Below are 13768 nucleotides of genomic sequence, written 5' to 3'. Positions count from 1 at the left end.
GAAGAAAACAGCAGGAGAAATAACGTGATTCGTGGTTATCCCGCTTCGGCGGGCGTCGCACCCGGAGATACGCTGGTGTTGCACATTGCCACCGATGCGCCGCGCTTTCGCGTGGTGTTCTATCGCTGGGGAGATGGCCTGCTGCGGCTATCCGAAACGGATTGGCTCCCGGGGAAATATGCGGCCCCACGAGGCGCCGCGGAAGACTGGCAATGGCCGTCATACGAATTTCCTGTCCCGCACGACTGGCTGTCCGCGGTCTATATTGCTCATCTGGAAGAACCAGATGGCAATCCGGTAGCGCTGGCAATGGAAAGTGCCGCCGTCCTGTTCGTCGTCCGCGGCAATGGACACAGCAAGCTGCTCTACAAGATTCCGCTTGCCACTTACCATGCCTATAACTGCACCGGCGGTGGCTGCTTCTACGTCAATCCTCCACGTTCACAGGACCCGCCAGGGGCCAGGCTCTCGCTGCTTCGTCCAGGTGGCGGCATCGGCGGCGAGACCTGGGGCGCGCTCGACTACTACGATTTGAGTTCGCCGCGCCAGACTTTCGCACATTGGGATGCGCATTTCATTCGCTGGCTTCTGCGCAACGGCTATGAGCCTGAATTCTGCACCGATCTCGATATCCATGCCGCTCCGGATCTGTGCAATCGCTGCCGGCTTATGCTGAGCGTGGGACACGACGAATACTGGAGCGAGACGATACGCGACCTGACGGAAGATTTCGTGTCCAAGGGAGGCAACGTTGCCTTCTTCGGCGCCAACCTCTGCTGGTGGCGCATTCATATCATCGATGGGGGAGCGGCGATGCTATGCCATCAAGGGGGGCCTCACGGCGCCTTCGACCATTGGTGGCCGTCCACAGGCGTTGCTCGTCCCGAGGATTCCCTGACGGGCGTGAGTTACCGAAACGGGGGCGGCTGGTGGGATGGCCCGCGGAACACGAGAGGATATATCGTGCAGGACCCGGAGCACTGGGTATTCGCGGGAACAGGATTGAGCCGCGGCGAGGCGTTCGGCGATAAAACCTTGCCACCGCTGGTCGGGTACGAGTGCGACGGCGCCCCGTTGGATGAATTCGACAAAGCTACCGGCCTTGCAGTGCTTTCCTCAAATGCCGGAAGTACCGGTACCCCGAGCGGGTTCCGTGTTCTGGCAGCAAGCGTGCTGGATGGTAATTGGCAGGAACTTCCTCCTCGGGAAGCGTATCCCGCTCACGAAGGCATTCACGCAGCAACAATGGGAATCTTTTCGCGCAACGGCACAGTGTTTACCGCGGGAACCACCGACTGGGCCCAAGTGCTCGAAAATGAACATGTCCATATCATCACACGCAATGTCATCGACCGCTTGCTTCGCGAGTAATCAGGGGACTTCTGCCTGGTGCTGCAGATCGTCTTGCGGGATCAATAGCGATGATGGCAATTCGCTTGAGGCGATCAGTTCCGGATCAACTCCTGGAAGAGCTTTGCCCAGCGGGCAATGGTGCCAGCATCAAACGCGCTGATGCCCTTTTTCAATGCCTGTTCCTTGACGCGCTTTGCAACTTCAACTCTCCACTCGTCGCGTAGTACGACGCCCTGTGCGTCGGCCCAGGCCTCCACCTGCTCCACCACCGGCCTGCCGTTGACCAGGACGTCCGCAAAGGCGATGTCCGTATTCCTCTCCCAGCGGTCTATCACTTGTGCAAAAAACGGCGCAGGTATCATATCTTCTGTCGTGGAATTGCTGAAGAGAACGTAATTATCCGTCGAAAAGATGCGCTCTTGCGCGCCGCTGTACAAATCCGACTTCAACTCCGCGTTGACCTGTTTTCCTGCTTCATCATCCCGCAGGACTACCTTGGGCAGCGGCTCGTCGCGTCCACTGATGATGCTTGCGATCACGCCTACCGTTTTGCTGCCGCCGGCCGGAGGAAAGAGCAGTTCGCGCTTGGGAGCTATTTTGTTTGCCCCAATGAGCAGCGTCTTGATGGCCGAGAGATAGTATTGATCCGAGACGCGCTGCACGACGACCGGCTGACAGCCCGTTACCATGCTCTCGGCAATATTCAGGTTCAACGCCGAGTGAACCACATAGGCGGCTCCCGCCTGCCGGATATCCTTTTCCACGCTACGAAGGTCAGACGTCACTTGCGTCGTTCCGTTAGGGGAAACGTACACCTTGCGCGCGCGTCCCAGGTGCTCTGCATCCAGCAGGAATGGTGAATGGGTCGTGTAGAGGATTTTGTTGACTTTTGCAAGACTGTCAAAGAAGGCAAAAAGGTTGCGCTGCGCCAGGGGGTGCAGCGACAATCCGGGCTCGTCCAGCAACAAGACAGCGTTCTGGTGCTCACCTCCACTTTCCACGAGGAAGACCAGATAAAAACTCAGAAACCACTGAAGCCCCGTGCTTCTGCTTTCGAGCTCAACTTCCTCCGGGCGGCGGTCATCGGAAACCCATATACGGAAATGACTTCCATCCGCTTCGAAGCGGAATTTGTAATCTCCCTGCTTCCACCAGTTTCTGAACTTATCCGTCAGAAGCCCGCCTGCCGATTGCAGCAAGATGGAACGCTCCCTTTTCTTCATCGCGATTTCCCGGATTTCTTCCGCTGTGGGTTCACGACGACGACCCTTGCGCCTTGGGAAGTCCCGCCCGAGTTCAAGAATTTCTCCCGGTTCGAGGCCTACGAATTTAAAAAGAACGCGCAATGTACGCGACTTGGCTGCTTCTCTGGGCCCAAGGTCAGTGCGTTGAAGATTCTGTACTACGTGGGGAAGATAGATTTCAGAATCCAGATTTCCGAATTCAGAGTAATAGACAAATTTCGGAAGGGAGTGGATTACCGTATTCACAACATCCTCTGCACCTTCCCCTGATGATCTCCTAATCTCGCCAAGCTCTTCCCGCCGGGGGAAGGAGATCGAATAATCCCCATTGAAGTACCGTTTTACAGCGATGAGGGAGGCCTCTTCGCTGGAGATCTCCAGCTTGCCGCAAAGCTCTTCTCCAAGCTCTGCTGCCTCAAATTCCGCCGTTATGAAGCAGAAGTTTTCCGGTGCCTGCCGCAGGGTGCCGAATTGCTTTTTCGGGTAATCGGAAGCCGGCACGATTTCTCCTCCGACTGCCGGGTTCAGCTTCCAGAGCGGAATCAGCAGGTTTGTCTTGCCGGATTCGTTCACGCCGACGAGCGCAGTAACGCTATCAACCTCAACCCAGCCACTGTTCTCTACCGAGCGAAAATTGGTGACCAGAAATCGAGTAAGGTGCATAGGGTGTATTATTCTGTCGTCTATTGCTTCGCTCACGACCGCTTCACTCACGACCGGCGCGTCGATGGGGCTTTCGCTATTGCTTGTGGTTTCCGCATGATCCCAGTGGTCTGTTATGTCTGGTGCGTCTGGTACGTCCGGTATGCGGGGAAGGAGCAGCATGTCTTGCAATGATTGCTTATTCATAGAGTTTGTGTCTTCTTCTGTGGCAGGCAATATATGTGCTGTCATTATAATCCTCTGAGTGCGCGGGACGGGTACTTAAAGAGCGTTTGTTGAGCTGGAATCTTTAATACTTTTAGACAACGTTGTCAATCCGCCAAAAAAGCTGCGGAATCCAAGGCTGCGTCTTGCCTCCTTACTTCTTATTGAACCGGCCAGAAAATATTATGAATCCCGTCATTCCGGGCCTGACCCGGAATCCAGCAAACCGGAATCCAGCCCACGCCCAACAATGGCGCGCCTTCAACGTCACTTGATACCGGCTTCAGCCTATATGACGTCATGCTATTTGCTCGCTGACTCAATATTCTCTTCCTGCCGTCCTTCTCAGGTTGCAAAGCTATGCACTATACAGTTCTGCAGGAGACAGGCCGAGATCGAGTCGAGTGAGCGGCAGGGGTGGAGGCTCCAGTGACAGGCGCAGCTTCTGATAGGTCGCCTTGCTCGAAAACCCATAGGGTTCCGCATCATCGTTGTCGAAAGCGTAATATACGACGTCCACTCCTGCAATCACCATCGCCGCCAGGCACATGGGGCAGGGGTGGCCGCTGGCATAAACGATACTGCCTCTCAGGTCAGCACGACCGAGGTTCCGGCTGGCAGCGCGCACTGCCTCCATTTCTGCATGCATGGTGGGATCATTGCTCTGCACGACATCGTTGACGCCGGTGGAGACGACCTGCCCATCAATAGCGAGGACTGCGGCAAAGGGTCGGCCACCGCGTTCACGGTTGTTCTTGGCGAGACGCACCGCTTCCCACAGGAATGTTTCATGTTGAGACATCTGGCCTCCTGTCTGACTTATCCGTCCTTATCGCCTATCGACTATCGCCAAGCTGTACAGGCATGATTTCGGCAAGCTTCCGGAATCCCTTCCCCTAAAAAAGAATGGAGGGCAGAAAGACCCCCGAGGGCTGGTTGTAGAGGCCAAGGCTCATCAGATTCATCGGTTGAACTACCCGAAGCCCCTGCTTCAGGCACCAGCGGAACAACTCGCTATTACGCGCAGGTAGAAGAAAGCCTGGACCTGCAAACGAGTCTGCGGCACCGATCAGGGCTTTGAGGTCTTCATTGCTTTCTCCCACTGCATGCCCCATAAAGCCAATTAAAGTTGCGTAACCGGTGATGCGGCCTTCGTGTTCCACCACCATTGCGGTCTGCTGAGCAATCGCATGGCGCAATTCCTGCCCTCTATCGTGGCCATGTATCTTCCGGCACAAGGAGTCGCATGCGTTTGCATCCTCCACTACTGCCGTACGGACATTGTAGCCGGGGATATCAATTCGCAGGGGTGCTCCCTGCAGAGTTGCCAATGGTTCCCGTACCTCAAAACCAAGCTTGGTATAGAGGGAGAGGGAGCGGTTATTGTATGCAGCTTGCACCAGCCGCACTCCCGCGAAATGTTTATTCCGAGCATGCTCCAGCACATCCTCCATCAGGCCTCGGCCCACCCTGCCGCTCTGGGCTTCCGGCGTTATCGTAAGTGGCCCAATGCCGGCAATGGTGGAATCCTGCCACAGGAAATTGCTGCCCACGACTCTTCCTTCACTCTCAGCCACGGCTGAATATACATCGGGTCTCGAAAGCAAAGTCAGCAGGAGATCACGCGCTACTTCGAACGAGGGAAAATCGGGTTCAAAACCGTGTTGCTGAGAAACCGTCTTGAATGCTTCGTAGCAGATCATCCCGGCTGCCTCAGCATCCGCCAGGCGACCTTCCCGTATTTTGAATTGCATGTTTTCCCCGCTAATGGAATCGCCTGATGGGCGATGAACAGCAGACGTGCGCGCAGTATTATGATGTTACTCCAGAAAAAGAGAACACTCTTGCGCAACTGCCGTTGATACTCCAGGAAAATCGGGTAATCATGCGCCTAAGCCTGAAAAGTGCAATACTGATTCATGGTTACCGCTACATTCCGTTTTTATGAGGAACTGAATGACTTTCTCGCTCGCGAGCGGCGAAAGCGGGAATTCTCCTGTTCCTGCGCCCATGCAGCGACCACCAAGCATATGATCGAAGCACTAGGTGTGCCGCACACCGAAGTGGAACTGGTGCTGGTAAACGGAGAATCGGTGGGGTTCGACCGGGTACTGGAGCATGGCGATCGGGTCGCAGTCTTTCCCAAATTCGAGATGGTCGATGTTACACCCCTGCTGCGTGTGCGCGAGCATCCCCTGCGAGTAACGCGCTTCATTGCGGACGCCCATCTGGGTGGTTTGGCGCATCTATTGCGCATGACGGGTTTCGACACGCTGTACGACAATAATTATCACGACCGCCAGATCGAATTGCTCGCTGCCCAGGAAAAGCGCATCGTCCTCACCCGCGACCGGGAACTGCTCAAGCGGCGTTCGATTACGCATGGATGTTATGTGCGGGCCTTGAAGCCGCCTGACCAGCTCTGCGAGATTTTCGATCGGCTGGACCTCGCACACAGCATCAAGCCTTTTACCTTATGCCTGAACTGCAACGCACCTCTACGGTCTATCGAGAAGGCCGCAGTGCTTGAGCGCCTGCCGCCGTCCGTACGCGAGCGCTTCGACCATTTCAGCACGTGCGATATCTGTCAACGCGTTTTCTGGGAGGGTTCGCACTGGGAGCGCATGCGGGCGATGCTGAAGGAGTGCATTCAGCTAAATCAATTTGCCGAATAGCTGTTCACGTGGGTGCAGTTGGATGATTCGCAGTCGGGGAACCGGTTCTCCTGTATGTGCAGATCAAGCTTCTGCATCAGGAATGATCCGATCAGGTAATTGTCCCATTCGAATTTCTTTCCGGATGTGGTAGGATTAGCACCCTCAGATTCAAGCGGCAAAGAAGCAATAAAGGCATGACAGTTTTGCCTCTGTCATGCGTCGAACCTGCAACTGAATAAATCCGGTTCATTCAATCCGGGTCGTTAGCTCAGCTGGTAGAGCAGCGGACTCTTAATCCGTAGGTCGAGCGTTCGAATCGCTCACGACCCACCAATAAAACAATAACTTAATTATCCAATCATCCAACTCATTTTTTATTTTTCTGTGAATGTAACCATTCTGTAACCCATCTTTTAACAATGAAATAAAAACTCAAGAAGGGAATATGTGGAAAAATGAAAAATCTTCACAGAAAACTGCCAGTTTAGTATGAGCGAATGGCCCGTACCGTAGCCACCAGGCAGGCTTTAGGTTTAGGGGCTGCCTGCTTTACTAAAGGCTTAGGGAGCGTTTTCGCGTGCAGGAAAGAAGGGTAACCACCTCTCAATTTAAATCGATTGTAGGGCTTCTGGTGGAGCTTTCATCTCTGCAAAAATAAACCCGCCGAAGCGGGTTTGAAAAAGGAGTGTAAGGATGCAGGGGGCTACCCTGCGATTTCAATATAGCAGATAACAAAAAACCCGCTCTAGGCGGGTTTAAGAAGTGAGGAGAGGAGAATGTTTTGTTATTATCGAGTGATCTTTTAGCTTCCCGGCATTTCGTTAGAGCTTGTCAGCGGCGTCCTTGATTGCCTCTTTCGCATCGCCAACTCCTTTTTGTATTTTGCCTTCAGCCTGCTTGGCAAGTCCTTTGGCTTGCTGCTCCTTGTCACCGGTCAATACTCCTGCCTTCTGCTGTACTTTGCCGGCAATATCTTTAGCCACACCTTTAACTTGATCTTTGTTCATCTGTAATCTCCTTAAAGATGTTTCTTTATCCACGGTGGACGAGAAACATGGAGATTACAATATCAGATGATATTGCTGAGTAATGTTCGGTAGCAAACACAGCAATAAAAAACCCGCCGAAGCGGGTCTGGTGGGCAATAAAAAAGCCCACGTCTTAGATGGGTTCACACTGCTTGTGCAACCCCTTGTACCGAGTCTGGAGTTACATCGAAAAAAATTCGTTGATCCGTTAAAGACCAAACAATTGATGAGTTTAGCTGGACCTATAGAAATTATTTGCTATGCTTAAAAAGCATTAACTTAGGTGACTCATCAGTTTAATTACCCTTACACTTATTTGAGACTTTAACATTTACAATGAGTTTTCGTTCTATCGGCCCATCACATGTAACATAATGATAAACTTCAGGAGGAAATGTTGGGAGAGGATTCATAGCGCTAACGTTGAGCTAAGCGGCTTCCCGGTGGCGGTCCGCTTGAGCGAAGGGCTAGGCGTCACGGCGTCTCTCAATGCTATACAGTAAGCTTTTACTGACTTGGACCGAAGTATCGGGCGAGTCACAGTGCGCCGGGCGACTGGCGCCGAACTCAACGCAGAAGATGGGTGGGCAATCATGAGCAATCGCTTCCTGATGTGGGCCAAAACATGGATTGAGGAAAACATCCCTCCCGGCGCCAATTCCGACATAGAGAGTCATGAAGTAAAGGCAAAGCGGCTGTCGGAGAAACTGTTCGCCGAGGCAGCTGCGGTCAACTTCACAAACTTCGAGACCGAGGAGGAGCGGGAGCGCGTTTTGCCTCTGGTACTGGCCGCGGTCTCGGACAGCAGAGACTTTGACATCGATGCCTTTCATCTCAAGTCGCAACTTGCGCGGGAGAATGAAGATGGCGACTGAGCCCCCGCATGGTTGGTCTTCAGGGCGGCATCGCGTTGGTTGGTTGAGGAGAAGACACGAAAAGGAATATTATGTACTTTAAGCCATAAATACATAAACAAAAAAAAGATATATAGTCACTTCTGATGTAACCGCCATGCAGCCTCAGCGCTCTTGGCTTGACTCGCATCTTATTGATTTTTCAGGCATCTATTCTCGTAGCGTACGAAAAATTCCCTTTTGTGTTTTCTTCTCGTTGATCGACCGGAAGATTTTCGGACCGTCATCGAGCGTCGGCATTGCGCATGGCAACAATCTGGCAGCGCAAGCCTGCACCGGGATTGCTGTTGCATTCCGATCGTGGCAGCCAGTATGCAAGTTTTGAATACCCGAGCTTGCTCGATCAGCACGGCATCCGCTGCAGCATGAGCCGCAAGGGTAACTGCTGGGATAATGCCGTGATGGAGCGCTTGTGATGGAGCGCTTCTTTCTGAACCTGAAAATGGAACGTGTGTGGCAACGTGATTATGCCAACCATGGCGAAGCTCGGGGTGATATCACCAATTACATCGCCAGCTTCTACAACAGGATCAGATTACACTCGAAATTGGGCTATCTGTCACCCGCCATCTTTGAGCGGAAAATGGCAGCAGTACCACCTATCCCAGTGTCCGAAATTACTTGACCACTACACCAAGATTTCGGGAAATTTCCCGTTCCCTTCTGTAAGGGTAGTTCTTCTTCCAAAACCTGAACTAATTTTTCGGGAGCTTGAAGCTTACCGATAAAAGTTATATCGACAAATTCCAAGGATTAGGGAATAATGCGCGCCCTAATGCGAAGGACACATCGCGCAAACCATGCAAGAGATCAAGGAAATTTCGAGCCATTCCGCCTATCGTCCGTTTTCAGCCTTTTCGGCGCCATACCATCCTAGTACAACCGTAATAACCATTCTGTAATGGGGGTAGCCCAAGGGCCTTCTGTTTAAAGGGCACCGCGGCCCCCTCCACGGCCCCCCTTTCCCAGGAAAAGTAACGTAATGAAGCAAAAAATTATCCTTACTGTTGCTGCTATATTTGGTAATGTAATTGTCATATTGGGTACTGCAGCTATCATATTCGGTATTTCCGTGATCCTCTATCACGGCTTCTTTTAGCTTTCCAGGAAGCTGCAACATGGGTAGAGTGCAGTTTATGCAAAAATGATTTTAAGTAAGGGATGATCTTGAACGCATCGATTTCTTAGGTACGGTAGCGAACATATTCCTCTCGTACAGATTGACAAAATGTGGTCAGCCCTGACAACAAGGGTATTTTTTTGATTGATATGTATAGGAAATAAAAATGGCAATTGGCACAGTAAAGTGGTTCAACGATGCAAAAGGCTTTGGCTTCATTACCCCTGCTGACGGCAGCGAGGATTTGTTCGCGCACTTCTCGGCAATCACCATGGGCGGATTCAAGACGCTGAAAGAAGGTCAAAAAGTAACGTTTGAGGTTACACAAGGTCCTAAGGGCAAGCAGGCATCAAACATTCAAGCTGCGTAAGGTTTCATTTTTACGGCCGCAAAAATCTTCGGTTGTCGCCCCTGTTGTTCACAACCCCCAATATCGGATATCGTCCATTGTTCGATAGAACGTAAAGTTCCCCGGTCTCAGGCTGTAAAAGGCGAAGTTAAAACTGAGCTATCCGTTGATATCGAAATTGATAATAGAAATGGCCGAGAATGATTCTCGGCCATTAAAGGCTGAAATAAAGGGTCGAACGCTCGACGCTGAGAACCTTATAGAGTCATTCGCTTCTCTCCTCCCTAAACGGGGAAGCGATTGCAGTAAACCCTCTGGCTCGGCTCACACCGAGCCTTTTATTGCCCTGACTCCACCTGATGTGCTCCCGGTCATTTGGGGCAAACGACATTATTGGGGCGGCGGTTGTGGAGCAACTTGTACCCAGTCACTGGGACAATCCTTGACATAGGGGTAATAACCTTCCGATTCCCGGCAATAATACCAATAGCCGGATTGGGGCTGAGCCATGTTTTGCGTGTCGTTTTGTTCCGGAAGGTTTTGTTGAATGTATACCGGCGGGACTGCGGGCACAGGTACCGGGAATGGATATGGATACATGGGCGGATATGGATAATAAGGCCCATAAGCTAGGGCACCATAACCCAGGCCATATCCTAGCCCTAGCCCTAGCCCATATCCTCCAAAGCCAAATCCCAGGCCGTAACCGTAGCCACGATAGAAACCGCGCGGCCCCCGGTAGTAACCGAATCCGCCCCCGCGATAGCGGCCGACTCCACCGCCTCGATAATAACCGACTCCTCCGCCAAAATGCTCCCCACCCCCATAATGCATTCCTCCGCCGTGCGCCCATCCCCCGCCTCCGATGTGCCCGCCGCCTCCAAAATGCATTCCTCCGCCTCCCATATGTCCGCCTCCTCCCATATGTCCGCCGCCACCAAATCCTCCACCTCCATATCCTCCCCCGCCGCCACCTCCGCGCGCCCATACGGAAACGGGAGCCAGCCCAAGCATGAGAAGGACACCCCACATCAATTTAATCTTCTTCATACAGGTCTCGGTCTCTATCGCAGGCTTGACTTGATCCATTTTTTTATAGGGCAAACTAACGCAACCAGAATCCGCCGACTTTCTGGTCCTTCAGGGCCATGAAAATAAGAACATCGTCATTTCCGTCCTTGAATACCAATTTCCAGAGATATACGTCGAATCCCTGCTGATGCAGTGTGGTCAGGAATGTCGTGGTGTAGCCTTGCTTGAGGCGCGAAGCGAGGGATTGGTCGATGCTGCTGAGCATCTCCTTTGTCATCCCGGCTTGAAATGCTTCATCTCCTGGCGATACAAAATCGGCCAATGAGTTAGTCAGAATAGCTGAAACCATGTTTTTCATGGTTGCTTCAATGGGCTGTGGCGCCTGCGCCGGTTGCGGCGCTTGCGCAAGCACGGCGGGGGAGGTGAATGCCAGAAAAAATATGGCAGAAATGACCAGGCGGTTTACAGAGGACGTCAAAAGCGGCAGATGCATAAGATTCTCCATCGAGAAAAATAGAGGGGCATAGAGAGGGCGTGACAGGCGCAGCTTCCTGTGGCCAGTTCCGGGTAGCCGCTGGACGTATTTTCCCTGCCGATTCCCGGCGGTGCAGAGATCGAGGAGGAGGGCAGTTTCACTTTACTCATTTCCACGTGTTCGTTCCAGGTATTGTTGCCATGAGGAGTCTCCTCATCAGCACTTGGAAGGTAGCGTGTAATTTTCAAAAACAGGTTAAATTCGGGAAGCCCGATAATCTGTGCGAATCCCACTCAGTGAACCTTTCTAACGTTCGTGCCGATTTTTTGAAATTACCCGCGGAGCAATTGCACGTGTCTCTCATAGTCGGCATAGGTTGCAACGTGCAATGGAAAGATTTCAATGGAAAAGTCATAGACATAGCAGAGCGGTACACTGACTGTTCCGACCCTTAAAGCGGTAACACGGATACGCCCAGATAGATGCACCTGACCCCGTCCCGCCCTGCGGCACCGGATCGAAGCAGCTAGCAGCTAGCGGCTCGATGAGTGCGCATTGGCTATTTTCTGCCCCCTGCATGCAACAGGTGGTAGAGCATGAAGGCAACAATTGCCAGGTTCAGCATCAAGGCGCCAAGGCTAAGCCAGGTAACACGCTCATACAATTCGAAAAGCTCAAAAGGCACGTAAATCGCGCCACTTGCAGCCGCAAACCATTGGGCCCAGCGCCTTGCACGCCAGAGCCCATACGCCTCGATAAATCGTGCCAGCGAGTAGACGCCAGCTCCAACCGCGATCAGCAATAAGCGGGTGTTTGTGAGCTGGTTGGCCAAATCAATAAAGATGTGGGGATAACGGGAGGCTGGATTCAGATGAGTACGCGCCAGCAAGTGCTCGGCGGCTTGCTGAATGTCGTGATGTACCAGGGAGAGCAAATCAAATCCAACCAGCAATACCAGAGCACCTTTGGCGGCTTCAAAAACTGCGACTGTGCGTAATGCACCGGATAATTTCATAAGTGATAGGAATGTCGTATCGAGCCAAAGCGGTACTATCTCACCTTCAATTTACAGCAGCGCAACCTGCCAGACGAGCCAAGCCTTCAATTTCCGAATCGCGGTAAAATATCTGGCCAGCGACCCAGATTTCAGAGTTTAAGCGGCCCCCAGTGGTTTTCATGCTAGCACAACGTAATCCAATGCCGGTTTCAGCAGCTTTCTCTTCCTGGTTTCGCTGAGCGTTCAGTTCTGACAGCGATCGACAACCCAATGTTTTCCAACCTGCCTCATTTCGTAGTCCTGGATCTCGAAACGACCGGAGATTCGCCTTTGCACGACCGTATCACGGAGGTCGCTCTCGCGCGCTTCGAAAACGGAATTGAAACTGATCGCTGGGAAACACTGGTTAATCCAGGAGTCAGTATTCCGCCTCTCATTTCCCGCCTGACCGGCATTACCAATGAAATGGTGAAAGACGCACCCGCGTTCGATGAAATCGCTCACAAGTTGTACGGCTATATTGAAGGAGCCGTGCTGGCAGCGCATAACGTCCGGTTCGACCATGGTTTCCTCAAGAGTGAATTCAGGCGGCTGGGCGCGGTACTCCGGCAGAAAGTCATGTGTACGGTAAAGCTTTCCCGGCGGCTCTATCCGGAGCACAGAAGTCACGGTCTTGATGCAATCATGCAGCGTCATTCGCTTGTAACCTGCGCCCGTCATCGCGCCATGGGGGATGTGAATCTGCTGGTGGCTTATCTCGCGTTGGCCAAACGCGAATTAGGGGAGAAGCGCGTTCTGGACGAAGTTGCCGCCTTGCTGAAAGGGCCGAGCCTGCCGGCCGGTCTGGACGCAGCCTTTTTGGACGAGATTCCGGATAGTGCAAGGCGTATATCTCTTCTACGGCGAAAACAATCTGCCGCTCTATATCGGCAAAAGCGTTACACTCCGCTCGCGTGTCATATCGCACTTCAGCGGCGATCATTCATCCAGCAAGGCAATGCGTATCGGCCAGCAGGTAAACCGTGTGGAATGGATAGAAACGGCGGGCGAGTTGGGCGCCCTGCTGCTGGAATCAAGCCTGATCAAGGAACGCAAGCCGATCCATAACCGGCGTTTGCGTTCGACGCGTACCTTGTTCTCACTGAGCCTGACAGGTGGAACCGATCAAATTCCCTTGATAAACATCGTAACGGAGGATGACATTGATCCGGCAAGCTTCGACCATCTCTTCGGCTTTTTTCGCTCGAAAAAGGCAGCCATGGACGCGCTTCGCAAAATCGCCGTCGACAACAGATTGTGCCCGCGTGCGATTGGACTCGAAGGTGCCAGTGCTCAGGGTGCTGGTACTGGGAATCCGTGCTTTGCCCATCAGATCAAACGTTGTGATGGAGTCTGTGCCGGCAAAGAATTACCAGAGCTTCACTATCTGCGTCTCAAACAGGCGCTGATCCCGCTTCGCCTGAAGCCCTGGCCCTATCCTGGCAGAATCGGCTTTCGTGAATTTAATGAGGTTTCCGGCCACAGCCAACTTCATGTGTTTGACAAGTGGTGTCACCTCGGCACTGTGCAGAACGGCGAAGAGCTTGAGGATCTTTTACAGGCGCGCTCATCCCTGAGCTTTGAGCTGGATGTATATAATCTCTTGCAGAAGAGTTTGAGAAAGAATCCGGTAATAATTTCCCTGGAATCTCCGTCTCGCTCTGTTTATCACTCGTTTTAATCCTGTTTGATT

13 protein-coding genes, 1 tRNA gene and 2 pseudogenes are annotated in these 13768 nt (G+C 52.5%); 9 read left to right on the top strand and 7 right to left on the bottom strand.

Features of this window, described 5'->3' with window-relative positions:
• The first annotated feature begins 24 nt into the window (after nucleotides 1-24).
• Complete coding sequence (locus tag AC52W5_RS05745; RefSeq protein WP_495670303.1) at nucleotides 25-1371, top strand: N,N-dimethylformamidase beta subunit family domain-containing protein; 1347 nt, start codon at nucleotides 25-27, stop codon at nucleotides 1369-1371.
• A gap of 74 nt (nucleotides 1372-1445) precedes the next feature.
• Here AC52W5_RS05745 and AC52W5_RS05740 read toward each other — a convergent pair whose 3' ends face one another.
• From AC52W5_RS05740 to AC52W5_RS05730, 3 genes are all read right to left on the bottom strand, one after another.
• A complete protein-coding gene (locus AC52W5_RS05740; protein ID WP_495670302.1) occupies nucleotides 1446-3446 on the bottom strand; it encodes an AAA family ATPase in 2001 nt (666 codons plus the stop codon).
• A 376-nt stretch (nucleotides 3447-3822) separates the two neighbouring features.
• A complete protein-coding gene (locus tag AC52W5_RS05735; protein ID WP_495670301.1) occupies nucleotides 3823-4266 on the bottom strand; it encodes a nucleoside deaminase in 444 nt (147 codons plus the stop codon).
• Between the two features lie 94 nt (nucleotides 4267-4360).
• Nucleotides 4361-5218 (bottom strand): GNAT family N-acetyltransferase, encoded by an 858-nt coding sequence (locus tag AC52W5_RS05730; protein WP_495670300.1) that lies wholly within the window; start codon nucleotides 5216-5218, stop codon nucleotides 4361-4363.
• A gap of 26 nt (nucleotides 5219-5244) precedes the next feature.
• On the opposite strand from AC52W5_RS05730, the gene AC52W5_RS05725 reads away from it, so the two are divergent.
• The 3 genes from AC52W5_RS05725 to AC52W5_RS05715 all read left to right on the top strand — a co-directional run bounded on the left by AC52W5_RS05725 (nucleotide 5245) and on the right by AC52W5_RS05715 (nucleotide 6454).
• Entirely contained in the window at nucleotides 5245-5412 is a 168-nt protein-coding gene (locus AC52W5_RS05725; RefSeq protein ID WP_495670299.1) for a hypothetical protein, read from the top strand.
• On the top strand, nucleotides 5384-6139 hold the full coding sequence (locus AC52W5_RS05720; RefSeq protein WP_495670298.1) for a Mut7-C RNAse domain-containing protein: 756 nt from the start codon (nucleotides 5384-5386) through the stop codon (nucleotides 6137-6139). Before AC52W5_RS05725 ends, AC52W5_RS05720 begins: the two co-directional genes overlap by 29 nt.
• 239 nt (nucleotides 6140-6378) lie before the next feature.
• Nucleotides 6379-6454 (top strand) — tRNA-Lys (locus tag AC52W5_RS05715).
• Nucleotides 6455-6942: 488 nt separating this feature from the next.
• Here AC52W5_RS05715 and AC52W5_RS05710 read toward each other — a convergent pair.
• Complete coding sequence (locus AC52W5_RS05710; protein ID WP_074975970.1) at nucleotides 6943-7128, bottom strand: CsbD family protein; 186 nt, start codon at nucleotides 7126-7128, stop codon at nucleotides 6943-6945.
• Nucleotides 7129-7664: 536 nt separating this feature from the next.
• Between AC52W5_RS05710 and AC52W5_RS05705 the strand changes: the two genes are divergently transcribed.
• From AC52W5_RS05705 to AC52W5_RS05695, 3 genes and pseudogenes are all read left to right on the top strand, one after another.
• Nucleotides 7665-8024 (top strand): DUF768 domain-containing protein, encoded by a 360-nt coding sequence (locus tag AC52W5_RS05705; protein ID WP_256210567.1) that lies wholly within the window; start codon nucleotides 7665-7667, stop codon nucleotides 8022-8024.
• Nucleotides 8025-8299: 275 nt separating this feature from the next.
• Nucleotides 8300-8688, top strand: a pseudogene (locus tag AC52W5_RS05700) (integrase core domain-containing protein); the annotation flags it as partial.
• A 661-nt stretch (nucleotides 8689-9349) separates the two neighbouring features.
• Complete coding sequence (locus tag AC52W5_RS05695) at nucleotides 9350-9553, top strand: cold-shock protein (protein WP_074749247.1); 204 nt, start codon at nucleotides 9350-9352, stop codon at nucleotides 9551-9553.
• A 369-nt stretch (nucleotides 9554-9922) separates the two neighbouring features.
• On the opposite strand, the gene AC52W5_RS05690 is transcribed toward AC52W5_RS05695, so the two are convergent.
• From AC52W5_RS05690 to AC52W5_RS05680, 3 genes are all read right to left on the bottom strand, one after another.
• Nucleotides 9923-10582, bottom strand: coding sequence for a hypothetical protein (locus AC52W5_RS05690; protein ID WP_495670297.1), 660 nt, complete (start codon nucleotides 10580-10582; stop codon nucleotides 9923-9925).
• Between the two features lie 55 nt (nucleotides 10583-10637).
• Nucleotides 10638-11057, bottom strand: a complete 420-nt coding sequence (locus tag AC52W5_RS05685; protein WP_495670296.1) for a hypothetical protein — start codon at nucleotides 11055-11057, stop codon at nucleotides 10638-10640.
• Between the two features lie 541 nt (nucleotides 11058-11598).
• The gene (locus AC52W5_RS05680) at nucleotides 11599-12054 is read right to left on the bottom strand and encodes a DUF2127 domain-containing protein (RefSeq protein ID WP_074975973.1); all 456 of its coding nucleotides are present in this window, start codon (nucleotides 12052-12054) and stop codon (nucleotides 11599-11601) included.
• 252 nt (nucleotides 12055-12306) lie between these two features.
• On the opposite strand from AC52W5_RS05680, the pseudogene AC52W5_RS05675 reads away from it, so the two are divergent.
• Both AC52W5_RS05675 and AC52W5_RS05670 read left to right on the top strand, forming a co-directional pair.
• A pseudogene (locus AC52W5_RS05675) lies at nucleotides 12307-12729 on the top strand (3'-5' exonuclease); the annotation flags it as partial.
• 184 nt (nucleotides 12730-12913) lie between these two features.
• A complete protein-coding gene (locus AC52W5_RS05670) occupies nucleotides 12914-13756 on the top strand; it encodes a GIY-YIG nuclease family protein (RefSeq protein ID WP_495670295.1) in 843 nt (280 codons plus the stop codon).
• Nucleotides 13757-13768: the final 12 nt, after the last annotated feature.

The sequence above is a fragment of the Nitrosospira sp. CT genome, from assembly GCF_059489795.1.
Note: the sequence above shows the minus strand (reverse complement) of the source record. Positions and strands in the feature narration are given on the sequence as shown.